Below are 23,442 nucleotides of genomic sequence, written 5' to 3'. Positions count from 1 at the left end.
CCGAGGCCACCCCCGGGACACCTCCCGCACGCCCCGGAATCACCCGGAATCCACCTCCCGGAATCCGGCGGAAGCTCCCCGCGTTGCACAGGTGGACGGTCCTGACTTCCGGCTGAAGGCGATGACCAGCCGCAGGATCGCTACCATGGGGTCTCCGGAGCCTGACCGGGGGACCCGGATCGCGCACGAGGAGTCCTCTTGCCAGACGAGGCCCAGCACCTGACCGCCGCAAAGCCCGAGTCCGCCTCGGCCGCCGCGGCGAAGCCCGCGCCGCACGTGTCCAACGCCAAGAACGACACCCGCGGGCCGATCGAGCACGCCCAGTCCGCGCCCGTCGAGAAGGCTGCCGAGGCCTCGCGTCCCAAGCCCGCACCCCCCGAGCGCCCGGCCCAGCCGCCCGTGGTCCGCCCGCCCGTCGTCCAGCCCGGCCGCACCGGCTCCTCCAACCGCGTCCGCGCCCGCCTGGCCCGCCTCGGCGTGCAACGCGCGAACCCCTACAACCCGGTCCTGGAGCCGCTGCTGCGGATAGTGCGCAGCAACGACCCTAAGATCGAGAACTCGACGCTGCGCCAGATCGAGCGCGCCTACCAGGTCGCCGAGCGCTGGCACCGCGGACAGAAGCGCAAGAGCGGCGACCCGTACATCACGCACCCGCTCGCCGTGACCACCATCCTCGCCGAGCTGGGCATGGACCCCGCCACGCTCATGGCGGGGCTGCTGCACGACACCGTCGAGGACACCGAGTACGGCCTCGACCAGCTGCGCCGCGACTTCGGCGACACCGTCGCCCTGCTCGTCGACGGCGTCACCAAGCTGGACAAGGTCAAGTTCGGCGAGGCCGCCCAGGCCGAGACCGTGCGCAAGATGGTCGTCGCGATGGCCAAGGACCCGCGCGTCCTGGTGATCAAGCTCGCCGACCGCCTGCACAACATGCGCACCATGCGCTACCTGAAGCGCGAGAAGCAGGAGAAGAAGGCGCGCGAGACCCTCGAGATCTACGCGCCGCTCGCCCACCGCCTCGGCATGAACACCATCAAGTGGGAGCTGGAGGACCTCGCCTTCGCGATCCTCTACCCCAAGATGTACGACGAGATCGTACGGCTGGTGGCCGAAAGGGCGCCGAAGCGTGACGAGTACCTGGCCATAGTGACCGACGAGGTCCAGGCCGACCTGAGGGCCGCCCGCATCAAGGCGACCGTCACCGGACGCCCGAAGCACTACTACAGCGTCTACCAGAAGATGATCGTGCGAGGCCGCGACTTCGCCGAGATCTACGACCTGGTGGGCATTCGTGTCCTCGTCGACACGGTCCGTGACTGTTACGCCGCCCTCGGCACCGTGCACGCGCGATGGAACCCGGTCCCCGGCCGGTTCAAGGACTACATCGCGATGCCCAAGTTCAACATGTACCAGTCGCTGCACACCACGGTCATCGGGCCCAACGGCAAGCCGGTCGAACTGCAGATCCGCACCTTCGACATGCACCGCCGCGCCGAGTACGGCATCGCCGCGCACTGGAAGTACAAGCAGGAGGCCGTCGCCGGCACCTCCAAGGTCCGTACGGACGCGCCCAGGACGTCCACGAAGGACAAGGACGCCATCAACGACATGGCGTGGCTGCGGCAGTTGCTGGACTGGCAGAAGGAGACCGAGGACCCGGGCGAGTTCCTGGAGTCCCTGCGCTTCGACCTGTCCCGCAACGAGGTCTTCGTCTTCACCCCCAAGGGCGATGTCATCGCGCTGCCCGCGGGGGCCACGCCCGTCGACTTCGCGTACGCCGTCCACACCGAGGTCGGCCACCGCACCATAGGGGCGCGGGTCAACGGCAGGCTCGTACCGCTCGAATCCACCCTGGACAACGGCGACTTGGTGGAGGTCTTCACCTCCAAGGCGCCCGGCGCCGGACCGTCCCGCGACTGGCTCGGCTTCGTCAAGTCGCCCCGGGCGCGCAACAAGATCCGGGCCTGGTTCTCCAAGGAGCGCCGGGACGAGGCGATCGAGCAGGGCAAGGACGCGATCGTACGGGCGATGCGCAAGCAGAACCTGCCGATCCAGCGCATCCTCACCGGCGACTCCCTCGTGACACTCGCGCACGAGATGCGCTACTCGGACATCTCCGCGCTGTACGCGGCGATCGGCGAGGGCCATGTCTCCGCGCAGCACATCGTGCAGAAGCTCGTGCAGGCCCTCGGCGGCGAGGAGGCCGCCACCGAGGAGATCGACGAGGCGGTCCCGCCGTCCCGCACCCGTGGCCGCAAGCGCCGCTCCAGCGCCGACCCGGGCGTCGTCGTGAAGGGCGTCGACGATGTGTGGGTCAAACTGGCCCGCTGCTGCACGCCGGTGCCGGGCGACCCGATCATCGGGTTCGTCACGCGGGGCAGCGGCGTATCGGTTCACCGCAGCGACTGCGTCAACGTCGACTCGCTGTCCCGTGAGCCGGAGCGCATCCTCGACGTCGAGTGGGCGCCGACCCAGTCCTCGGTCTTCCTGGTCGCCATCCAGGTCGAGGCGCTGGACCGCTCCCGGCTGCTGTCGGACGTCACCCGTGTCCTGTCCGACCAGCACGTCAACATCCTCTCCGCGGCCGTCCAGACCTCGCGCGACCGGGTGGCCACCTCCCGGTTCACCTTCGAGATGGGCGACCCCAAGCACCTCGGCCACGTCCTGAAGGCCGTGCGGGGCGTGGAGGGCGTGTACGACGTGTACCGCGTGACCTCGGGACGCTCCCGGTCGTAAGCACGCATGTGAAAGGCCCCGTACGTGCCGTACGGGGCCTTTCACATGTGTACGCGGGGCTTTTAGCCGCCGAACTCCTGCAGGCCCTTCAGAGCCTGGTCCAGGAGCGCCTGGCGGCCCTCCAGCTCGCGCTCCAGCTTGTCGGCCTTGGAGTTGTTGCCCTGGGCGCGGGCCTGGTCGATCTGCGCCCGCAGCTTGTCGACGGCGGCCTGCAGCTGACCGGTCAGACCCTCGGCACGCGCGCGTGCCTCCGGGTTCGTCCGGCGCCACTCGGCCTCCTCGGCGTCCTGGATCGCCCGCTCGACCGCGTGCATCCGGCCCTCGACCTTCGGCCGCGCGTCCCGCGGAACATGGCCGATGGCCTCCCAGCGCTCGTTGATCGAGCGGAAGGCGGCCCGCGCGGCCTTGAGGTCCGTCACCGGGAGGATCTTCTCGGCCTCCCCGGCCAGCTCCTCCTTCAGCTTCAGGTTCTCCGCCTGTTCCGCGTCCCGCTCGGCGAACACCGAGCTACGGGCGGCGAAGAACACGTCCTGGGCGCCGCGGAAGCGGTTCCACAGGTCGTCCTCGTGCTCGCGCTGGGCGCGGCCCGCGGCCTTCCACTCCGCCATCAGCTCGCGGTAACGCGCCGCCGTCGGACCCCAGTCCGTCGAACCCGACAGCGCCTCGGCCTCGGCCACCAGCCGCTCCTTGGTCCGGCGGGCCTCCTCGCGCTGCGCGTCCAGCTGCGCGAAGTGCGCCTTGCGCCGCTTGGAGAACGCCGACCGGGCGTGCGAGAAGCGGTGCCACAGCTCGTCGTCGGACTTGCGGTCCAGACGCGGCAGACCCTTCCAGGTGTCCACCAGCGCCCGCAACCGCTCACCGGCCGCCCGCCACTGGTCGGACTGCGCCAGCTGCTCCGCCTCGGTGACCAGGTCCTCCTTGGCCTTGCGGGCCTCGTCCGACTGCTTGGCCCGCTGCTGCTTGCGCTCCTCGCGGCGGGCCTCGACGGTCTCCACCAGCTTGTCCAGCCGCCCCCGCAGCGCGTCCAGGTCGCCGACCGCGTGGTGCGCGTCCACCTGCTCCCGCAGGTGGTCGATCGCGGCCATGGCGTCCTTCGCCGACAGGTCGGTGGTCCGCACTCGCTTCTCGAGGAGGCCGATCTCGACAACCAGGCCCTCGTACTTGCGCTCGAAGTAGGCCAGCGCCTCCTCAGGGGAGCCGGCCGCCCAGGAGCCGACGACCTTCTCGCCGTCGGCCGTACGCACGTACACGGTCCCCGTCTCGTCGACGCGGCCCCACGGGTCGCTGCTCACAGCGCCTCCTCCACATGATGCCTGCGGTGGGTCTCAGCACCCCCGGGCATCGTCCACAGTTTCGTCACGGCCAACATAGGCGACCAGCGGGTTGCCTGTCCGCATCCAGCGCGACCGAAATTCCGCAGTTGGCCGTCCTGAGTTCCGGGACGGCGTCAGGACTTCGTCACCGTCGCCTTGTTGATCACCACGGTCGCGTTGGGCGCGGTGTTGCCCGAGGTCGGATCGGCCGCCTGGGCACCCGCGGCGGCGATCTTCTGCAGCACCTTCATGCCCGCGTCCGAGACCGTGCCGAACGGTGTGTAGCTGGGCGGCAACGGGCTGTCCTTGTAGACCAGGAAGAACTGGCTGCCGCCGGTGTGCTTCTGACCGGTGTTGGCCATCGCCACCGTGCCCGCCGGGTACGTGTTGCCCTTCAGGCTCGTGTCCTTGAGGTTCTCGTCCGGAAGCGTGTAGCCGGGCCCGCCCATGCCGGTGCCCTGCGGGTCGCCGCACTGGAGCACGTAGATGCCGGACGTGGTCAGGCGGTGGCACTTGGTGTGGTCGAAGTAGCCCTGGCCCGCCAGGAAGTCGAACGAGTTCACCGTGTGCGGGGCGGCGGCCGTCTTCAGCGCGATGTCGATGTCACCGCACGTCGTGGCGAGCTTCATCGTGTACTTCGCCGACGTGTCGATCGCCATCGCCGGCTCCTTCTTCCAGCTCAGCTTCTTCGCCGAGCCGGCCGCCGGCTTCGCGCACGGGTCCGGGGCCTTGCTCGGCGTGGCGCTGGGCGTGACGTCGGCGGCGGCATTGGTCTTCTTGTCGTCGCCCTTCAGCGCCCCGGTCGAGTACAGCGCGACACCGCCGATGACGACCACGCCCAGTACCGACGCGATCACGGAGTTGCGCGTGCGGGACTTGCGGCGCGCCTGGGTGCGCCGCTGCTGCTGCCGCAAGAACTTCTCCCGGGCGAGCTGACGCCGCCGCTGCTCCTGGCTGACCACCGGGTTCTCTCCTCATACGTGTCGTGTGTCGACCGGTACGCGTGCGTGCTCGTGAGCCGACTGGTGCGTGTAGCCCCGTACCGTATATGGGTTCGCTGAGGAAACGGCACCGCCGGTAGGCTCTGGACCACAGCTTGTGGCCATCCCGTGTCGACACAACGAAGGACGATCGTGCTCATTGCCGGGTTCCCCGCCGGGGCCTGGGGGACGAACTGTTATCTCGTCGCCCCCGCCGCCGGTGAGGAGTGCGTGATCATCGACCCTGGCCACCAGGCCGCCGAAGGCGTCGAGGAAGCACTGAAGAAGCATCGGCTCAAGCCCGTCGCCGTCGTCCTCACTCACGGGCACATCGATCACGTGGCCTCGGTCGTTCCGGTCTGCGGCGCGCACGACGTGCCGGCCTGGATCCACCCCGAGGACCGGTACATGATGAGCGACCCCGAGAAGTCACTCGGCCGGTCCATCGGCATGCCCCTGATGGGTGAGCTGACCGTGGGGGAGCCGGACGACGTCCGCGAGCTGACGAACGGCACCACCCTCGAACTGGCCGGTCTGGAGTTCTCCGTCGCGCATGCGCCGGGCCATACCAAGGGGTCGGTGACCTTCCGGATGCCCGAGACCTCCGACATCCCGTCGGTGTTCTTCTCCGGGGATCTGCTGTTCGCCGGCTCCATCGGACGCACCGACCTGCCGGGCGGATCCATGGCGGAGATGCTCGAGTCGCTGGCCCGCGTGTGCCTGCCGCTCGACGACTCCACCGTGGTGCTGTCCGGACACGGCCCCCAGACGACCATCGGCCAGGAGCGCGCCACCAACCCCTATCTGCGGCAGGTGGCGGCCGGCCAGGGAGCGCGGACCGACGCTCCCCGACGAGGAATGTGACGAGAGACTTCCGTGAGCACTTTCAAGGCCCCCAAGGGCACCTACGACCTGCTGCCGCCGGAGAGCGCCAAGTTCCTGGCCGTCCGCGAGGCGATCGCCGCGCCGCTCAGGAACTCCGGCTACGGCTACATCGAGACGCCCGGTTTCGAGAACGTGGAGCTCTTCGCGCGCGGCGTCGGCGAGTCCACCGACATCGTGACGAAGGAGATGTACGTCTTCGAGACCAAGGGCGGCGACAGGCTCGCCCTGCGCCCGGAGACGACCGCCCCCGTGCTGCGCGCGGTCCTGGAGGCCAACCTGCACAAGACGGGCAACCTCCCGGTGAAGGTCTGGTACTCGGGCTCGCAGTACCGCTACGAGCGCCCGCAGAAGGGTCGCTACCGGCACTTCTCCCAGGTCGGCGCCGAGGCGATCGGCGCGGAGGACCCGGCGCTGGACGCCGAACTGATCATCCTGGCCGACCAGGCGTACCGCTCGCTGGGCCTGCGTGACTTCCGGATCCTGCTGAACAGCCTCGGGGACAAGGAGTGCCGCCCGGTGTACCGGGCCGCGCTGCAGGAGTTCCTGCGCGGCCTCGACCTCGACGAGGACACCCGCCGGCGCGTCGACATCAACCCGCTGCGGGTCCTCGACGACAAGCGCGAGTCGGTGCAGAAGCAGCTGACCGGCGCCCCGCTGCTGCGCGACTACCTGTGCGACGCCTGCAAGGCGTACCACGAGGAGGTCCGCGAGCTGATCACGGCGGCGGGGGTGTCGTTCGAGAACGACCCGAAGCTGGTGCGCGGCCTGGACTACTACACCCGCACCACCTTCGAGTTCGTGCACGACGGCCTGGGCTCGCAGTCCGCGGTGGGCGGCGGCGGCCGCTACGACGGACTGTCCGAGATGATCGGCGGCCCCGCGCTGCCGTCCGTCGGCTGGGCACTCGGCGTCGACCGCACGGTCCTGGCCCTGGAGGCGGAGGGCGTGGAGCTGGCCCTCCCGTCCACGACGTCGGTGTACGCCGTCCCGCTCGGCGAGGAGGCCCGCCGGGTGCTGTTCGCGAAGATCACCGAGCTGCGCAAGGTCGGCATCTCGGCGGACTTCAGTTACGGCGGCAAGGGCCTGAAGGGCGCCATGAAGAACGCCAACCGCAGCGGGGCGCGCTACGCGATCGTGGCCGGCGAACGCGACCTCGCCGAAGGCGTCGTCCAGCTCAAGGACATGGAGTCCGGCGAGCAGACACCGATCGGCGTGAACGAGATCGTGGCGGAACTGGAGGCTCGGCTCGGCTGAGTTCAGCGACGACAGGAGGGCGCCGGGCATTCCCGGCGCCCTCTCACTGTTCCAGCAACCCGTACCGCATCGCGCTGGTGACCGCTGCCGTCCGATCATCGACTCCCAACTTGCCGAAGACACGCAGCAGATGGGTCTTCACGGTCGACTCGCCGATGAACAGCCGGCGTCCGATCTCGGCGTTGGTACAGCCGTCGGTCACCAGGCGGAGGACCGCCGTCTCGCGCTCGGACAGCCGGGGGCGTTCCGGCTTGGTGCGCAACTGGTCGACCAGGCGGGCCGCCACGGATGGAGCCAGTACCGTCTCGCCCCGCGCTGCGGCCCGCACCGCGTCCGCCAGTTCGCGGCGGGGCAGGTCCTTGAGCAGATAGCCCGCGGCGCCCGCCTCCACGGCCCGCAGGATGTCCCGGTCCGTCTCGTACGTCGTCAGCACGATCACCCGGCACGGCAGACCTGTCGCCGTCATCCGCACGATCGAGTCCACACCACCGCCGCCCGGCATGCGCAGGTCCATCAGCACGATGTCCGGGCGCAGTTCGGCCGCCAGCGCCTCAGCCTGCGGCCCGCTCCCCGCGTCGCCGACCACCTCCAGGTCCGGTTCGGCGCTCAGCATGGCGCGCAGTCCCTCCCGTACCACGGGGTGGTCGTCGGCCAGGACGATCCGGATCACGGGGTCGCACTCCTTGCGGCGGAAGCCACGGCGGCGGGGACGGGCAGGCGTACGGTGATCGTCGTACCGTCACCGGGTGCGCTGCGGACGGCCGCGGTGCCGCCCGCTTCGGCGGCGCGGGCGCGCAGCTCTGCCAGACCGTATCCGCTCGGCACGGCGACCGGGTCGAAGCCGCGGCCGTCGTCGTGGACGGAGACGGTCAGCGTGCCGTCGGCGTAGTCGAGTCGGACCCCGACCCGAGCCGAACTCCCGGCGTTCTTCTGGGCGTTGGTCAGTGCCTCCTGGCAGGCGCGCAGGGCCACCACCTCCACGCCCGCGGGCAGCGTGCGCACCGGGCCGGTGACCTCCAGCGTCGCCGCGTGCCGGGCGGTCAGGCGGTCCAGGGCGTCCGGCAGCGAGGCTCCCGCCAGATCGGCGGGCGCGCTCCCGGCGACCAGCGCACGGGCCTCGGTGAGATTGCGGCGGGCCATGTCGTCCATGAGGGCGAGATGGCGGCGGGCCTGCGCGGGGTCCGTGTCGAGCTCGGCGTCCACGGCCTGGACCAGCATCAGCAGGCTGGTGAAGCCCTGGGCCAGGGTGTCGTGGATCTCCCGGGCGAGCCGTTCGCGCTCGGCGAGGGCCCCGTGCGCGGTGGACAGCCGTGCCACCTCGTGCCGACTGGCGTCCAACTCCGCGATGAGTTCCGCTCGTTCCGCGCTCTGTTCGATGATCCGCACGATCCACCCGCCGATCACCGCCGAGAACGCCAGACAGACGACGGCGAACAGCGCGTTGGCGAACAGGTCCTCGGTGCCCGGCCGCCACAGCAGTGCCCATCCGGCCACCGGCACCAGGTTGATCACGGTCACCGCCAGCAGCGCGCGACGCGTGCGCAGGGTCATGAAGCACTGGGGGATCAGCGCGAACGAGACCAGCCGGGTCTCGCCCGCCAGGACCGCCGACGGAAGGAACAGTGCCAGAGCCCCGGCCGGATAGGCCAGGGCCCGGCGCCCGCCCGGGGGGTCCTCCGCGAGCACACGGCGGCCGAACGCCGTGTACCAGGGCACCAGCGGCACGAGCAGCACAGCCGCGACCGCGCGCACCGGCCACGCGGGGTGCTCCGCGCCGAGCACCAGCGCCGGCGTGGCGGCCCATGCGACGGCGAAGTAGGCGTCCCACAGTCGGATCGACCGGTCCCAGGCATGGACGCCCCGGGCCCGGTCGCCCCTCACCCCTCGCGCCGGTTCTTCCATCGGAATGTCAGCAAGCACAGCACCAATCCTCCGACGCACCACGCGCCCAGCACCCACGCGATCCGCCCGAACTCCCAGGCGTGGGCCTGCTCCAGCATCTTCGCCGAGTCGGGCAGGAACACCCCGCGCAGCCCCTGGCACAGCCACTTCAGCGGGAACACGGCGCCGATGTCGAGCATCCAGCCGGGAATGGTGCCGATGGAGATGTACACCCCGGAGATGAACTGGAGCAGCAGGAACGGCAGGACGACGACGGAGCTGGCGCTCTTCGCCGACTTCGGCACCGAGCTGATCGCGATGCCGAGCAGCGCGCACGCGGTGATGCCGAGCACGAAGATCCACGTGAAGTCCAGCCAGCGTCCGGCGTCGGACGGCAGATGGAGGTCGTAGAACGCCGTGCCGACGGCCAGCAGGATCGCGGTCTCCAGGACGCCGGTGCACAGGACCAGCCAGATCTTGCCCAGGAAGTAGGCGGCGGGCGGCATCGGCGTGCCCCGCAGCCGCCGCAGCACCTTCTCGTCCCGCTCGACCGCGATGGAGATGCCGAGCGACTGGAAGCTCGTCGACATGATCCCGGAGGCCATCATCGCGGGCACGTACAGCTGGGAGGCGGTGATCCCGGTACCCCGGACGTCGTCGTGGAAGATCGACGCGAACAGGAACAGGAACACCACGGGGAACGAGAAGGTGAACACGACCTGCTCGCGCTGCCGGAAGAACTGTTTGATCTCCAGGCCTCCCCGCAGCAGACCGATCCGCCAGGCGCCGGGAAGCGTCACGGCGGACTCGCGGGCCGTGGTCCGTACGGCCGTGGTGGTCATCGCGCGGCCTCCTGTCCGGTCAGCCGGAGGTACACGTCCTCCAGGGTGGGGCGGGTCACGGTCAGGCCCGGGATCTCGCCGTCGAAGCGGCGCATCAGGGCGGCGACGGTCTTCGCAGGCGTCTCGGTGTGCTCCACGCGCGCGTGCCCGTCGGTGTCCGTCCAGGCGACGGTGGCGCCGGAGCCGTACCGCTCGCGCAACCCCGTCGGGTCGCCCTCGGCGACGACCCGGCCGCTCGCGACGATCGCGAGCCGGTCCGCGAGGCTCTCGGCCTCCTCCAGGTAGTGCGTGGTGAGCAGGATCGTCGTGCCCTCGTCGGCGAGCAGCCGGATCAGGTCCCAGAACTGCCGTCGGGCGGCCGGGTCGAAGCCGGTGGTCGGCTCGTCGAGGAGCAGCAGTTCGGGGTCGCCGATCACGCCGAGCGCCACGTCGAGGCGGCGCCGCTGGCCGCCGGAGAGGGCCTTGATCCGGCTGTTCGCCTTCGCTTCCAGGCCAACCAGGCGGATGACCTCCTCCGGGTGGCGCGGACGCGGGTAGTAGCGGGCGAAGTGCCGTACCGTCTCGCGGACCGTCAACTCCGCGGGTGCCGATTCGTCCTGCCAGACGATCCCCACTCGGGACCTCCACGCGCGCGTGCCCGTCGCCGGGTCCGCGCCGAGGACGGACACCTCGCCCCCGTCCCGGTCCCGGTTGCCCTGGAGGATCTCCACCGTGGTGCTCTTGCCGGCGCCGTTGGGCCCGAGCAGGCCGAACACCTCACCGCGCCGGATGCCGAGATCGAGCCCGTCCACCGCGGTCACGTCCCCGTAGCGCTTGCGCAGCCCCCGGACGTCCACCGCGAGTTCGTTCGCGTGTGCTGTCATGCCCCCGAGCATCGGCCGGAACCGAACGCTCCGTGACCACCGTGCGTACCTCCTTATGTCCATCGAACGGTGGACACACACATGCGTGCGGCACAATGAGCCGTGCCCGAAGATGGTCCAACTCTCAAGTGACGGAATCGGCGGATGAGCAAGACGACAGTCAACGACGTCTCCACGGAGTCGGGTCCCGAGCGTGCCACCGACGCCCCGCGCGCGGTGGGCGGCAGCCGTGCCTTCGCCCTCCTGCTGGTGATCACCGGCGCGGCCGGACTGCTGGCCGCCTGGGTCATCACGATCGACAAGTTCAAGATCCTCGAGGCCAAGGTCGCGGGCAAGACCTTCACGCCCGGCTGCAGCGTGAACCCGGTCGTCTCCTGCGGCAGCGTCATGGAGAGCAAGCAGGCGGCCGTCTTCGGCTTTCCGAACCCCATGCTCGGCCTGGTCTGCTACGGCATCGTGATCTGCGTCGGCATGAGCCTGCTGGCCCGCGCCCGCTTCCCGCGCTGGTACTGGCTGACCTTCAACTTCGGCACGCTCTTCGGCGTCGGCTTCGTCACCTGGCTGCAGTTCCAGTCCCTGTACCGGATCAACGCGCTGTGCCTGTGGTGCTCGCTGGCCTGGGTCGCCACGATCACCATGTTCTGGTACGTGACCTCGTTCAACGTCCGCAACGACTTCCTGCACGCCCCGCGCCGGCTGAAGTCCTTCTTCGGCGAGTTCACCTGGGTGGTGCCGGTCACGCACTGCGGCATCATCGCCATGCTGATCCTGACCCGCTGGGGCAGCCAGCTCTGGGCCTGACCCCCGACCCGGCCGCGTTGTCAGTGGCGTGTCTTAGGGTTTCAGCGTGGAACCCGACCTCTTCACCGCCGCAGCAGAAGAACGCCAGGAGAAGGACCCGGCAGCCAGCCCCCTGGCGGTGCGGATGCGCCCGCGCAGCCTCGACGAGGTCGTGGGCCAGCAGCACCTGCTGAAGCCCGGCTCCCCGCTGCGCCGGCTGGTCGGCGAGGGCTCCGGCGGGCCGGCCGGACCGTCCTCGGTGATCCTCTGGGGCCCGCCCGGCACCGGCAAGACCACCCTGGCGTACGTCGTCTCCAAGGCGACGAACAAGCGGTTCGTGGAGCTGTCCGCGATCACCGCGGGCGTCAAGGAGGTCCGCGCGGTCATCGACGGCGCCCGCCGCGCCACCGGCGGCTTCGGCAAGGAGACCGTCCTCTTCCTGGACGAGATCCACCGCTTCAGCAAGGCCCAGCAGGACTCCCTGCTCCCGGCGGTCGAGAACCGCTGGGTGACCCTGATCGCGGCCACGACCGAGAACCCCTACTTCTCGGTGATCTCGCCCCTGCTGTCCCGCTCCCTGCTGCTGACGCTCGAACCGCTCACCGACGACGACATCCGCGGCCTGCTGGGGCGCGCCCTGACCGACGAGCGCGGCCTGAAGGACGCCGTCGGCCTCCCCGAGGACACTGCGGAGCACCTGCTGCGCATCGCCGGCGGCGACGCCCGCCGGGCCCTGACCGCCCTGGAGGCCGCCGCCGGAGCCGCCCTCGACAAGGGCGAGAGCGAGATCAGTCTGGAGACGCTGGAGCAGACGGTCGACCGGGCGGCGGTGAAGTACGACCGCGACGGCGACCAGCACTACGACGTCGCCAGCGCCCTCATCAAGTCGATCAGGGGCTCCGACGTCGACGCCGCCCTGCACTACCTGGCCCGCATGATCGAGGCCGGCGAGGACCCCCGCTTCATCGCCCGCCGCCTGATGATCTCCGCCAGCGAGGACATCGGCCTGGCCGACCCGAACGCCCTGCCCATCGCGGTCGCCGCGGCCCAGGCCGTCGCGATGATCGGCTTCCCCGAGGCCGCCCTCACCCTCAGCCACGCCACCATCGCCCTCGCGCTCGCCCCCAAGTCCAACTCGGCGACCACCGCCATCGGCGCCGCCATGGAGGACGTCCGCAAGGGCCTGGCCGGCCCGGTCCCGCCGCATCTGCGCGACGGGCACTACAAGGGCGCCGCCAAGCTGGGCCACGCCCAGGGCTATGTGTACCCGCACGACCTGCCCGAGGGCATCGCCCAGCAGCAGTACGCCCCGGACGCCCTGAAGGACCGCGAGTACTACACCCCGGGCCGGCACGGCGCCGAGGCGCGGTACGCGGACGCGGTGGAGTGGACCCGGAAGCACCTTGGTCGCAGGCGGTCGTGAGCGCCCTGTAGACTTGCCCGAAGTGCCGAGTCCCGCGCAGTCAGAGCGGGACACCCGGCCGGAGTCCGGCCCCCGGGGCCAGTCCTCGGGAAAACGGACTCCAGGAGCGTCGCGCACCGTCGAACGGTGTCGCGGGCAGCCCACCACCACCCGGAGCCCGGGACGGTCGGTGGGCCACTCGCGTGCTGCACGTATGTGCCCAGACCAGGGAAGCGGCTGCCCGGCAGGTCCCGCAGGGACCCGGCGGGTTTTCCCGGCTGCGGATGCGACCTCCCTAACGCTGACGAGCCGAAAACTACGAAAGAGATTGAGACAGTGGCGAACCAGTCCCGCCCCAAGGTCAAGAAGTCGCGTGCCCTCGGCATCGCGCTGACCCCGAAGGCCGTCAAGTACTTCGAGGCCCGCCCCTACCCGCCGGGTGAGCACGGCCGCGGCCGCAAGCAGAACTCGGACTACAAAGTCCGTCTGCTGGAGAAGCAGCGTCTGCGCGCTCAGTACGACATCTCCGAGCGCCAGCTGGTCCGCGCCTACGAGCGCGCGTCCAAGGTCCAGGGCAAGACCGGTGAGGCCCTGATCGTGGAGCTCGAGCGCCGTCTCGACGCCCTGGTCCTGCGTTCGGGCATCGCCCGCACCATCTACCAGGCCCGTCAGATGGTCGTGCACGGCCACATCCAGGTCAACGGCCAGAAGGTCGACAAGCCGTCCTTCCGTGTCCGTCCGGACGACGTCGTGCAGGTCCGTGACCGGTCCAAGGACAAGACGCTCTTCACGATCGCCCGCGAGGGTGGCTTCGCCCCCGAGGGTGAGACCCCGCGCTACCTGCAGGTGAACCTCAAGGCCCTGGCGTTCCGCCTGGACCGCGAGCCGAACCGCAAGGAGATCCCGGTGATCTGCGACGAGCAGCTCGTCGTCGAGTACTACGCCCGCTGACCCCAGCCACGGCGTAACACCTCAGCCCGCCGTCTCCCCACCCGGCCCCGCCGGGCGGGCGAGGCGGCGGGTTCGTGCTTCCGCTCGTTCGGACAGCACAGGCGGGGCAGCCTGGCCGCACCCCACGGCGAAGCGCACGGCGATGCGACCCATCGCGCCTGCGGCCCGCCGCCTTTGCGGTCTTCTGGCCCTGCGGCCCGCCGCCTTTGCGGTCTGCTGGCGCTGCGGTCGGCCGTCTCTGCGGTCTGCTGGCGCTGCGGTCGGCCGTCTCTGCGGTCCGCTGCCCCTGCGGTCCACCGCCGCTGCCGTCTGCTGCCCCTGCGGTCCGCCGCCCCTGTGCTCCGCTGGCCCTGCGGTCCGCCGCTGCAACGATCTGCTGCCGTTGCGGCCCGCCGCCGCTACGGCCCGCCGCCCCTGTGCTCGGCTAGCCCTGCGGTCCGCCGCCTCTGCGGTTTGCCGCCACTACGATCTGCTGGCTTTGCGCTCGCTGCCTCTGCGGTCCACCGCCGCTGCGGTCCGCGGCCGCTGCGGTCTGCTGCCCTGTGGTCCGCCGCCCCTGCGGCCCACCGCCTCGACCGCCCACCGCCTCGACCGCCCACCACCCCTACGTGGCGCGTGAGCCCCGTGCCGGGTCGGTGGCGTGCTCAGTGGTTTCAGGGCGGGCGCCTCCACCGCCCTGCGGCATCGGTCCCCGGGGAGTCGGCAGCGCGTCCAGTGGCCGTACCGGGCTCCGGCCCAACGCCCGGTCCACCGCTGTCGCGCGGTCCAGTCGGGCCCCTTCCCCCGCGCACTCCTCGTAGCGTGCGTCCCCCAGTGCCTGCCGTGCGATCGCCTCGCACTGATCGTGCGGCGCGTTGTAGTACGCCGAGCCGAACAGCGGCAGCCCCACAGACGGCCACATCCGGCCGGCCGCCCCCTGGAGCAGCGCCGCCTCGGCCGGTTCGCCCTGGGCCGCCGTCACCAGTGCCAGCAGTTCCATCGACAGCACCGAACCGAGCAGGTCGTGGAAGGCGTGCGCATTGGCCAGGCACTCCGTGAGCAGTGCACGCGCCCTGTCCGGGGCGCCCTCCATCCAGGCCGCGTACGCCAGCACGTACAGCGCGTAGGAGCGGGCCCAGCGCTCCCCGTGGTCCTCGCACACCCGGCGCACGTCCTCGCACAGCCGTACCGCGTCCGGCAGATCCCCCTGGAAGGCCCGTGCCATCGCCAGCTCCACCTGGCCCATCAGCACATTGCTGTTGAGTTCGCCGATCTCCTGATAGCGGTCCAGCGCCGACCGCAGCAGCGTTTCTGCACGGCCCAGGTCATCGGTGACCAGGGCAAGACAGCCGGTGCGGTGCTCGGCGTACGCCACCGCCGCCGGATCCGCGACCCGCTCGGCCCGCTCCCGGCACTCCCGCAGCGCCGCAAGCGCCGGCACGGTGTCGCCCTGGAGGATCGCCACATAGCCGAGCACCCACAGCGCCTTCAGCCGCGACTGCTCGTACTCCGACTCCAGCTCCACACTGCGCGCCAGCCAGCGGCGGCCCTCCGCGAGCCGCCCGCAGCCGACCCAGCAGAACCACAGCGACCCCGCGAGGTACTGGCCGAGATGGGCCTCCTCCGGCTCGGTCAGGCAGAACTCCAGCGCCGCCCGCAGATTGGGCAGCTCCGCCTCCACCCGCGCGGCGACCTCGCCCTGCCGGGGCGAGAACCAGTCCAGCTCGCACCAGGTGGCCAGGCCCAGGTACCAGTCCCGGTGCCGTCTGCGCAGCCGGCCCGCGTCCCCGATCCCCTCCAGCCACTCGGCGCCGTAGGCCCGGACCGTGTCCAGCATCCGGTAGCGGGGGCCGGCCGGGGTCTCCTCGCGGGTCACGACCGACTGGGTCACCAGCTCCGACAGCACGTCCAGGACGTCCTCGGCGGGCAGCCCGTCCCCGCTGCACACGTACTCCGCCGCCTCCAGGTCGAAGGTCTGCGCGAACACCGAAAGACGCGCCCACAACAGCCGCTCGGCGGGCGTGCACAGCTCATGGCTCCAGCCGATCGCCGTGCGCAGCGTCCGGTGGCGGGACGGAGGACCGCCGGGGACCGGGCGCGGGGCGCCCTCCCAGCCGCTCGTGGCCAGCAGCCGGAACCGGTCGTCCAGCCGCTGCAGCAACTGCGCCGGCGACAGCGCCCGCAGCCGCCCGGCCGCCAGCTCCAGCGCCAGCGGGATCCCCTCCAGCCGCCGGCACAGCTCGCGCACCTCGGGGCCGTCGGGCACCTCCAGGCCCTGTGCCCGGGCCCGGTCGGTGAACAGCTCCACCGCCTCGTCCTCGGCGAGCGGCGCCAGCGGGAACAGCCGCTCGCCCGCCAGCCCCAGCGGACGCCGGCCCACCGCCAGCACCCGCAGCCGAGGCAGCTTCCGCAGCAGCTCCGCCGTCAACTCGGCGCAGGCGTCCAGCAGATGCTCGAAACCGTCCAGCACCAGCAGGACCGGACGGCCGGCGAGATGCTCCAGCAGCGCCTCCCGGGGCGGCCGGGCGGTGTGGTCGGTCAGCCCCAGCGCCTCCGCCACCGCGTACTCCACGAACTGCGCATCGCGCACCGGCGCCAGCTCCACCCGCCCGGACCCGTCGGTCCATCCGGCGGCGAGCCGCGCGGCCAGCCGCGACTTGCCGACGCCGCCGACCCCGGTCACGGTCACCAGCCGCGCCCCGCCGAGCAGGTCCGACAACCCGGCGAGCTCGGCCCGGCGCCCGACGAACGTGGTCAGTTCCAGAGGCGGATCGCCGGCGGAGAACGGATCTGGGCGCTGAGGACCTCGCATGGGACACGGAGCGTACTGAAGTGTGTTCAATGCGTACAATCGCTTCCCGCAACTCCGTCCCTGCCGCCCGGTAATCCGGTACGGAGCCCAGGGCATGGCGCGATAGGCTCGGACACGACTTTTTCGATGGTGAGGCACGTTTCAGGGAGCGGGTGCGCACAGTGTCCGGTGGAGAGGTGGCCGGGATCCTGGTGGCCGTCTTCTGGGCGATCCTGGTCTCCTTCCTCGCGGTGGCTCTCGCGAGGCTGGCCCAGACGCTCAAGGCGACCACCAAGCTGGTGGCGGACGTGACCGACCAGGCCGTCCCGCTGCTCGCCGACGCCTCCCAGGCGGTGCGCTCCGCGCAGACCCAGATCGACCGCGTCGACGCGATCGCCTCCGACGTCCAGGAGGTCACGTCGAACGCCTCCGCGCTGTCGACCACGGTCGCCTCCACCTTCGGCGGCCCGCTGGTCAAGGTCGCGGCGTTCGGCTACGGCGTCCGCCGCGCGCTCGGCGGCCGCAAGGAGGACGTGCCCGCGAAGGCGCCCCGGCGTACCGTGATCGTGGGCCGCACGGTCCCTGCCGCACGACGCAAGCGGAAGTAAGGACTGAGACCGAGCGATGTTCCGCCGTACGTTCTGGTTCACGACCGGTGTCGCCGCCGGTGTGTGGGCGACCACCAAGGTCAACCGCAAGCTCAAGCAGCTGACCCCGGAGAGCCTCGCCGCGACCGCGGCGAACAAGGCCCTGGAGACCGGTCAGCGCCTGAAGGACCGCGCGGTCGTCTTCGCGCTCGACGTCCGCGACAACATGGCCCAGCGGGAGGCCGAACTGGAGGAGGCGCTCGGGATCCACGAGAACCCCGAACTCCCCGCCCCCCGGCGCTACACCGCCATCGAGAACGACCGCAGCAACGACCACAGCGAAAACCGCAGCACACCGAAGTACATCGAAGCCCCGATGTACTCGTACAACCGGAATGAGGACCACTGATGGAGTCGGCCGAGATTCGCCGCCGCTGGCTGAGCTTCTTCGAGGAGCGCGGGCACACCGTCGTCCCTTCGGCGTCGCTCATCGCGGACGACCCGACTCTGCTCCTCGTCCCCGCCGGCATGGTGCCCTTCAAGCCCTACTTCCTGGGTGAGGTCAAGCCGCCGTTCCCGCGCGCCACCAGCGTGCAGAAGTGCGTGCGCACGCCCGACATCGAAGAGGTCGGCAAGACCACGCGCCACGGCACCTTCTTCCAGATGTGCGGGAACTTCTCCTTCGGCGACTACTTCAAGGAAGGCGCCATCAAGTACGCCTGGGAGCTGCTCACCACACCCCAGGACAAGGGCGGTTACGGCCTCGACCCCGAGCGCCTGTGGATCACCGTCTACAAGGACGACGACGAGGCCGAGCGCATCTGGCACGAGGTCGTCGGTGTGCCCAAGGAGCGCATCCAGCGCCTCGGCATGAAGGACAACTACTGGTCCATGGGCGTCCCCGGCCCCTGCGGCCCCTGCTCCGAGATCAACTACGACCGCGGCCCCGAGTTCGGCGCCGAGGGCGGCCCCGCCGTCAACGACGAGCGGTACGTGGAGATCTGGAACCTCGTCTTCATGCAGTACGAGCGCGGCGAGGGCACCGGCAAGGACAACTTCGAGATCCTCGGGGAACTGCCGAGCAAGAACATCGACACGGGCCTCGGCCTGGAGCGGCTCGCCATGATTCTGCAGGGCGTGCAGAACATGTACGAGATCGACACCTCCATGGCCGTCATCAACAAGGCCACCGAGCTGACCGGCGTCCGCTACGGCGACGCCCACGACTCGGACGTCTCCCTCCGCGTCGTCACCGACCACATGCGCACCGCCACCATGCTCATCGGCGACGGCGTCACCCCCGGCAACGAGGGCCGCGGCTACGTCCTGCGCCGCATCATGCGCCGGGCCATCCGCAACATGCGGCTGCTGGGCGCCACCGGTCCGGTCGTCAAGGACCTGCTGGACACCGTGATCCAGATGATGGGTCAGCAGTACCCGGAGCTGGTCACCGACCGCGAGCGCATCGAGAAGGTCGCCATCGCCGAGGAGAACGCCTTCCTCAAGACGCTGAAGGCCGGCACGAACATCCTCGACACCGCCGTCACCGAGACCAAGCAGGCCGGCGGTAAGGTCCTCTCCGGCGACAAGGCCTTCCTGCTCCACGACACCTGGGGCTTCCCGATCGACCTCACCCTGGAGATGGCCGCCGAACAGGGCCTCTCCGTGGACGAGGAGGGCTTCCGCCGCCTGATGAAGGAGCAGCGGGAGCGCGCCAAGGCCGACGCCCAGGCCAAGAAGACCGGCCACGCCGACATGGGCGCCTACCGCGAGATCGCCGACACCGCCGGCGAGACCGACTTCATCGGCTACACCGACACCGAGGGCGAGACCACGATCGTCGGCATCCTGGTCGACGGCGTCTCCTCCCCGGCCGCCACCGAGGGCGACGAGGTCGAGATCGTCCTCGACCGCACCCCGTTCTACGCCGAGGGCGGCGGCCAGATCGGCGACACCGGCCGCATCAGGGTGGACTCCGGTGCCGTCATCGAGGTCCGCGACTGCCAGAAGCCGGTCCCGGGCGTGTACGTCCACAAGGGCGTCGTCCAGGTCGGCGAGGTCACCGTGGGCGCCAAGGCCCACGCCTCCATCGACAACCGCCGCCGCAAGGCCATCGCCCGCGCCCACTCGGCCACCCACCTGACCCACCAGGCCCTGCGCGACGCCCTGGGCCCGACGGCCGCCCAGGCCGGTTCCGAGAACCAGCCCGGCCGCTTCCGCTTCGACTTCGGCTCCCCGTCCGCCGTGCCGACGGCCGTGATGACCGACGTCGAGCAGAAGATCAACGAGGTGCTCGCCCGGGACCTCGACGTGCACGCCGAGATCATGGGCATCGACGAGGCCAAGAAGCAGGGTGCCATCGCCGAGTTCGGCGAGAAGTACGGCGAGCGGGTCCGCGTCGTGACCATCGGCGACTTCTCCAAGGAGCTGTGCGGCGGCACGCACGTGCACAACACCGCTCAGCTGGGTCTGGTGAAGCTGCTCGGCGAGTCCTCCATCGGCTCGGGTGTCCGTCGTATCGAGGCCCTGGTCGGTGTGGACGCCTACACCTTCCTCGCCCGCGAGCACACGGTCGTCAACCAGCTGACGGAACTGCTCAAGGGCCGCCCGGAGGAGCTGCCCGAGAAGGTCTCCTCGATGCTCGGCAAGCTGAAGGACGCCGAGAAGGAGATCGAGAAGTTCCGCGCCGAGAAGGTGCTGCAGGCCGCCGCCGGTCTCGCCGAGTCCGCCAAGGACGTGCGCGGGGTGGCCGTCGTCACCGGCCAGGTCCCGGACGGCACCACGCCGGACGACCTGCGCAAGCTGGTCCTCGACGTGCGCGGCCGGATCCAGGGCGGACGTGCCGCCGTGGTCGCCCTGTTCACGGTGAACAACGGCAAGCCGCTGACGGTCATCGCCACCAACGAGGCCGCCCGCGAGCGTGGTCTCAAGGCCGGTGACCTGGTCCGCGCCGCCGCCAAGACCCTCGGCGGCGGCGGTGGCGGCAAGCCGGACGTCGCCCAGGGCGGCGGTCAGAACCCGGCCGCCGTCGGTGAGGCCGTCGACGCCGTCGAGCGGCTTGTCGCCGACACCGCCAAGTGACGGCGAAGTAAGGAAACGGTCGGAAATGCGCAGAGGACGTCGACTTGCGATCGACGTCGGGGACGCCCGGATCGGGGTCGCCTCGTGCGACCCCGACGGGATCCTCGCCACCCCGGTGGAGACGGTCCCCGGCCGGGACATCCCCGCCGCCCACCGCCGGTTGCGTCAACTGGTGGAGGAGTACGAGCCGATCGAGGTCGTCGTCGGACTCCCTCGCTCCCTCAAGGGGGGCGAGGGCCCGGCCGCAGTCAAGGTCCGCACCTTCGCCCAGGAGCTGGCCAAGGGCATCAAGCCGGTGCCGGTCCGGCTGGTGGACGAGCGGATGACGACCGTGACCGCCAGTCAGGGACTGCGTGCCTCGGGCGTCACATCGAAGAAGGGCCGCGCGGTCATCGACCAGGCGGCCGCGGTCATCATCCTGCAGCAGGCCCTCGAATCCGAACGAATGTCAGGTAAAGCACCCGGCGAGGGCGTCGAAGTGGTCATCTGATCGCGATACGGTAACGTTCCGCGCGATGTGCCGGTGTTCGAACAGTCGGCACACAGCAAGAGGCGGAACGGAAGCGGGCCCACCGGCCGCGTGACCGGTCAGCCGCGGCTCTAGGGGATCGATGACTGAGTATGGCCGGGGCCCAGGCCCCGAACCGTGGCATCCGCAGGACCCGTTGTACGGGGACGGCGGATGGGAAGGGCAGCAGGCCCACAGCGGCCAGCAGCCTGCCTACGGCGGCCAGCCGCAGCAGTACTACCCGCAGCAGCCGCAGTACGGCGACTGGAGCCAGCAGCCCCAGCAGGGGTATGGCCATGAGCAGTACCCGTACTACGACGAACAGGGCCATCAGCAGTACGTCGGCCAAACCCCGCAGCAGTACCAGCACCAGGGCGGCTGGGACGCGGCCGGCGGCCAGGGCCAGATGCCGTACCCCACCGACCCGGGCGACCCCTACGGCCGGCAGCCCCATGCCTACGGCGGGCAGCAGCCCGATTTCTACGGCACCGAGGACGCGTACCCGCCACCGCAGCCGCCCGGCCGCAGGCGCCCCGAAGCGGAACCCGATCCCGAGGACACGCCCGAGGAGGAGCACCCCTTCTTCACGGGCGGCGGCGATGACGACGACGAGGAGCACGAGCTCCAGAGCCGCGGCGACCGGCGCGGCAAGGGGAAGAAACCCGGCAAGAAGGGTCAGAAGCGACGCAACGGCTGTGCCTGCATGGTCGTCGTCCTGGTCCTCGGCGGCGGCGTCGCCACGGCGGGTTACTACGGCTACCAGTTCTACCAAAATCGTTTCGCCCCGGCGCCCGACTACACGGGCGACGGCATCGGCCAGACCGTGGTGGTCGAGATTCCCAAGGGTGCGGGCGGCTGGGACATCGGCAACCGCCTGAAGCAGGCCGGGGTCGTCAAGAGCGCCGAGGCGTTCGTGCATGCGCAGAGCACCGTCCCGGGCGGTGGCACCATCCAGGCCGGCGCGTATCTCCTGAAGAAGGAGATGTCCGCAGCCAGCGCCGTGAAGATGATGCTGGACCCGAAGAGTCAGAACAATGTCATCGTGACCCCGGGCGAGCGCAACGCGGGCGTCTACGCGACCATCGACAAGAAACTCCAACTCGCCGACGGAACCACCCAAAGCGTCGCCCGGAAGGAATACAAGAGCTTCGGCCTGCCGAGCTGGGCACAGAACACGCAGTACGCCGGCGAGATCAACGACCCGCTGGAAGGCTTCCTCTTCCCGGGTACCTATCCGGCCGCCAAGGGCATGAAGCCGGACAGCATCCTCAAGGAGATGGTCGCGCAGGCCAAGTCCAGGTACGACGCCCACGGTCTCACCGCGAAGGCCCGGGCGCTGGGCCTGAACAACGCGTTCGAGCTGGTCACGGTCGCGAGCCTGGTGCAGGCCGAGGGTAAGACGCAGGACGACTTCCGCAAGATGGCGGAGGTGGTCTACAACCGCCTCAAGCCCACCAACACCGAGACGAACCAGTACCTGCAGTTCGACTCGACCTACAACTACATCAAGGGCACCAGCCACATCCACATCTCTCTCAAGGAGATCAACGGCAACCACAGCCCGTACAACACCTACACCCACAAGGGACTCCCGCCCGGCCCGATCGGCAACCCCGGCGAGGACGCGCTGAACGCGGCACTGGATCCGACTCACGACGGCTGGATCTATTTCGTGGCGACGGACGGAGTGAACAACACCGAATTCGCCAAGACCCTCGCCGAATTCCAGCGCCTCAAGGACAAGTTCAATGCCAACTCGGGCAACTGACGCTCGCCGCGCCGCCGTGCTCGGTAAGCCCATCGCCCACTCGCTCTCCCCGGTACTGCACCGCGCCGCGTACGACGAACTCGGGCTCACCGACTGGTCGTACGACCGCTTCGAGGTGGACGAGGCCGGTCTGCCCGGCTTCTTCGAGAAGCTCGGGCCGGAGTGGGCGGGGCTGTCGCTGACCATGCCGCTGAAGCGGGCGGTCATCCCGCTGGTGGACGAGATCAGCGAGACGGCCGCCTCCGTCGACGCGGTCAACACGGTCGTCTTTGCCGAGGACGGCCGTCGCCTCGGTGACAACACGGACATCCCGGGCATGGTGGCCGCCCTGCGCGAGCACGGCATCGAGCAGGTCGACTCCGCCGCGATCCTCGGCGCCGGCGCCACCGCCTCCTCCGCCCTCGCCGCCCTCGCCCGGATCTGCACGGGCGAGGTCGTCGCCTACGTCCGCAGCGAGGCCCGTGCCGCAGAGATGCGCCAGTGGGGCGAACGGCTCGACGTGGAGGTGCGTACGGCGGACTGGGCCGACGCCGAGCGGGCGCTGCGCGCCCCGCTGGTGATCGCCACCACGCCCGCCGGCACCACCGACGCCCTCGCCGCCGCCGTACCCGAGCGCCCCGCCACTCTCTTCGACGTGCTCTACGACCCCTGGCCCACCGCGCTGGCGGCCCGCTGGTCCATGTTCGGAGGCGCCGTGGTCAGCGGCCTCGACCTGCTGGTCCACCAGGCCGTGCTGCAGGTCGAGCGGATGACCGGCCGCTCCCCGGCGCCCCTGGAGGCCATGCGCCGCGCCGGTGAGAAGGCACTCGCCGGCCGCTGATCGCTTCGCTACGTCCGCCTT

The 23,442-nt window shown here is 70.4% G+C and carries 19 protein-coding genes; 12 read left to right on the top strand and 7 right to left on the bottom strand.

Annotation, left to right across the window (positions count from 1 at the left end):
- The first annotated feature begins 198 nt into the window (after positions 1-198).
- Positions 199-2,736 (top strand): RelA/SpoT family protein, encoded by a 2,538-nt coding sequence (locus tag ACWCQS_RS31400; protein WP_451007580.1) that lies wholly within the window; start codon positions 199-201, stop codon positions 2,734-2,736.
- Positions 2,737-2,798: 62 nt separating this feature from the next.
- Here ACWCQS_RS31400 and ACWCQS_RS31395 read toward each other — a convergent pair whose 3' ends face one another.
- On the bottom strand, positions 2,799-4,028 hold the full coding sequence (locus ACWCQS_RS31395; protein WP_451007579.1) for a DUF349 domain-containing protein: 1,230 nt from the start codon (positions 4,026-4,028) through the stop codon (positions 2,799-2,801).
- 155 nt (positions 4,029-4,183) lie between these two features.
- Complete coding sequence (locus ACWCQS_RS31390; protein ID WP_451007578.1) at positions 4,184-5,011, bottom strand: peptidylprolyl isomerase; 828 nt, start codon at positions 5,009-5,011, stop codon at positions 4,184-4,186.
- 171 nt (positions 5,012-5,182) lie between these two features.
- Here ACWCQS_RS31390 and ACWCQS_RS31385 point away from each other — a divergent pair, with 171 nt between their 5' ends.
- Together ACWCQS_RS31385 and hisS are read left to right on the top strand one after the other, a co-directional pair.
- A complete protein-coding gene (locus ACWCQS_RS31385; protein ID WP_450983167.1) occupies positions 5,183-5,893 on the top strand; it encodes an MBL fold metallo-hydrolase in 711 nt (236 codons plus the stop codon).
- Positions 5,894-5,905: 12 nt separating this feature from the next.
- Complete coding sequence (hisS, locus tag ACWCQS_RS31380) at positions 5,906-7,168, top strand: histidine--tRNA ligase (protein ID WP_451007577.1); 1,263 nt, start codon at positions 5,906-5,908, stop codon at positions 7,166-7,168.
- Between the two features lie 43 nt (positions 7,169-7,211).
- On the opposite strand, the gene ACWCQS_RS31375 is transcribed toward hisS, so the two are convergent.
- Genes ACWCQS_RS31375 through ACWCQS_RS31360 form a run of 4 tightly spaced genes read right to left on the bottom strand, consistent with a single transcriptional unit; the run spans position 7,212 to position 10,754 of the window.
- Positions 7,212-7,838: a response regulator gene (locus tag ACWCQS_RS31375; protein ID WP_451007576.1), complete on the bottom strand. Its 627-nt coding sequence runs from the start codon at positions 7,836-7,838 to the stop codon at positions 7,212-7,214.
- Complete coding sequence (locus ACWCQS_RS31370; protein WP_451007628.1) at positions 7,835-9,070, bottom strand: sensor histidine kinase; 1,236 nt, start codon at positions 9,068-9,070, stop codon at positions 7,835-7,837. The genes ACWCQS_RS31375 and ACWCQS_RS31370 overlap by 4 nt, the downstream gene beginning before the upstream one ends.
- Positions 9,046-9,891 carry an ABC transporter permease gene (locus tag ACWCQS_RS31365; RefSeq protein ID WP_451007575.1) on the bottom strand — a complete coding sequence of 282 codons (846 nt, stop codon included), beginning with the start codon at positions 9,889-9,891 and terminating at the stop codon, positions 9,046-9,048. The genes ACWCQS_RS31370 and ACWCQS_RS31365 overlap by 25 nt, the downstream gene beginning before the upstream one ends.
- Positions 9,888-10,754 carry an ABC transporter ATP-binding protein gene (locus tag ACWCQS_RS31360; RefSeq protein ID WP_451007574.1) on the bottom strand — a complete coding sequence of 289 codons (867 nt, stop codon included), beginning with the start codon at positions 10,752-10,754 and terminating at the stop codon, positions 9,888-9,890. Before ACWCQS_RS31360 ends, ACWCQS_RS31365 begins: the two co-directional genes overlap by 4 nt.
- A 144-nt stretch (positions 10,755-10,898) precedes the next feature.
- Here ACWCQS_RS31360 and ACWCQS_RS31355 point away from each other — a divergent pair, with 144 nt between their 5' ends.
- The 3 genes from ACWCQS_RS31355 to rpsD all read left to right on the top strand — a co-directional run bounded on the left by ACWCQS_RS31355 (position 10,899) and on the right by rpsD (position 13,887).
- Positions 10,899-11,555, top strand: coding sequence for a vitamin K epoxide reductase family protein (locus tag ACWCQS_RS31355; RefSeq protein WP_451007573.1), 657 nt, complete (start codon positions 10,899-10,901; stop codon positions 11,553-11,555).
- 46 nt (positions 11,556-11,601) lie between these two features.
- Positions 11,602-12,957, top strand: coding sequence for a replication-associated recombination protein A (locus ACWCQS_RS31350; protein WP_388626171.1), 1,356 nt, complete (start codon positions 11,602-11,604; stop codon positions 12,955-12,957).
- A gap of 315 nt (positions 12,958-13,272) precedes the next feature.
- Positions 13,273-13,887: a 30S ribosomal protein S4 gene (gene rpsD / locus ACWCQS_RS31345; RefSeq protein ID WP_055705441.1), complete on the top strand. Its 615-nt coding sequence runs from the start codon at positions 13,273-13,275 to the stop codon at positions 13,885-13,887.
- A 604-nt stretch (positions 13,888-14,491) separates the two neighbouring features.
- Here rpsD and ACWCQS_RS31340 read toward each other — a convergent pair.
- The gene (locus ACWCQS_RS31340; protein WP_451007572.1) at positions 14,492-16,678 is read right to left on the bottom strand and encodes an ATP-binding protein; all 2,187 of its coding nucleotides are present in this window, start codon (positions 16,676-16,678) and stop codon (positions 14,492-14,494) included.
- A gap of 152 nt (positions 16,679-16,830) precedes the next feature.
- Between ACWCQS_RS31340 and ACWCQS_RS31335 the strand changes: the two genes are divergently transcribed.
- The 6 genes from ACWCQS_RS31335 (at position 16,831) to ACWCQS_RS31310 (ending at position 23,421) form a co-directional block, all read left to right on the top strand.
- Positions 16,831-17,265 carry a DUF948 domain-containing protein gene (locus tag ACWCQS_RS31335; RefSeq protein WP_209438828.1) on the top strand — a complete coding sequence of 145 codons (435 nt, stop codon included), beginning with the start codon at positions 16,831-16,833 and terminating at the stop codon, positions 17,263-17,265.
- A 16-nt stretch (positions 17,266-17,281) separates the two neighbouring features.
- The gene (locus tag ACWCQS_RS31330) at positions 17,282-17,653 is read left to right on the top strand and encodes a hypothetical protein (protein ID WP_451007571.1); all 372 of its coding nucleotides are present in this window, start codon (positions 17,282-17,284) and stop codon (positions 17,651-17,653) included.
- Positions 17,653-20,325: an alanine--tRNA ligase gene (gene alaS, locus ACWCQS_RS31325; protein ID WP_451007570.1), complete on the top strand. Its 2,673-nt coding sequence runs from the start codon at positions 17,653-17,655 to the stop codon at positions 20,323-20,325. Before ACWCQS_RS31330 ends, alaS begins: the two co-directional genes overlap by 1 nt.
- Before the next feature lie 25 nt (positions 20,326-20,350).
- Entirely contained in the window at positions 20,351-20,815 is a 465-nt protein-coding gene (gene ruvX, locus ACWCQS_RS31320) for a Holliday junction resolvase RuvX (RefSeq protein WP_451007569.1), read from the top strand.
- 121 nt (positions 20,816-20,936) lie between these two features.
- Positions 20,937-22,601 carry an endolytic transglycosylase MltG gene (mltG, locus tag ACWCQS_RS31315; protein WP_451007568.1) on the top strand — a complete coding sequence of 555 codons (1,665 nt, stop codon included), beginning with the start codon at positions 20,937-20,939 and terminating at the stop codon, positions 22,599-22,601.
- Positions 22,582-23,421 carry a shikimate dehydrogenase gene (locus ACWCQS_RS31310; RefSeq protein ID WP_451007567.1) on the top strand — a complete coding sequence of 280 codons (840 nt, stop codon included), beginning with the start codon at positions 22,582-22,584 and terminating at the stop codon, positions 23,419-23,421. Before mltG ends, ACWCQS_RS31310 begins: the two co-directional genes overlap by 20 nt.
- The last annotated feature ends 21 nt before the right edge of the window (positions 23,422-23,442 follow it).

Source organism: Streptomyces sp. NPDC002076 (genome assembly GCF_053593835.1).
This window is presented reverse-complemented; position numbering and strand designations above follow the sequence as displayed.